The organism is Blastomonas sp. UPD001 (assembly GCF_003426715.1).
GTDB lineage: Bacteria > Pseudomonadota > Alphaproteobacteria > Sphingomonadales > Sphingomonadaceae > Blastomonas.
The window spans coordinates 1-505 of record NZ_QKVT01000062.1 but is presented as its reverse complement, the minus strand read 5'-3'; the positions used below and the strand labels follow the sequence as shown (position 1 = coordinate 505).

General features: G+C 40.4%; 1 protein-coding gene. It reads left to right on the top strand.

The annotated features are described in order from the left end of the window. Positions 1 to 25: 25 nt before the first annotated feature. The coding region (locus DM995_RS22960) for an AAA family ATPase (protein WP_157973327.1) at positions 26 to 505 on the top strand (480 nt) is incomplete at its 3' end.

Here is a 505-nt window from a genome sequence, read left to right as displayed (position 1 = left end):
CCAAAATCCAAAATCGAATGACTCAATGTTATCTCTATTGCGAATAGAAAATTTTGCCCTGATTGACCAATTAGAACTAGAATTTGGCGCAGGATTAAATGTATTGACAGGCGAAACCGGCGCGGGAAAGTCGATTATCTTGGATGCGATTGATGCAGTGTTGGGCGGAAAGGTTTCTAGTCGCGTGATTCGCACTGGTACAAATCGGGCAATGGTAGAAGCAACTTTTACTTCTAATTCTGCTTTAATAGCCTGGTTAACTGAACAAGAAATAGAATTAATTGAAGAAAATTATATATTTATTAGTCGGGAAATTACAGCTACTTCAGGGAAAATACGGAGTAAATCGCGGGTAAATGGAGTGTTGGTAAATCAGCAGTTGATGTCAGAACTGCGCGATCGCCTAGTGGAAATCACTGCTCAAGGTCAAACAGTATTATTCGGACAATCTGCCCAAATTCGCGATTGGTTAGATGCCTACGGTGGTGAATCTATTTTGCAACAA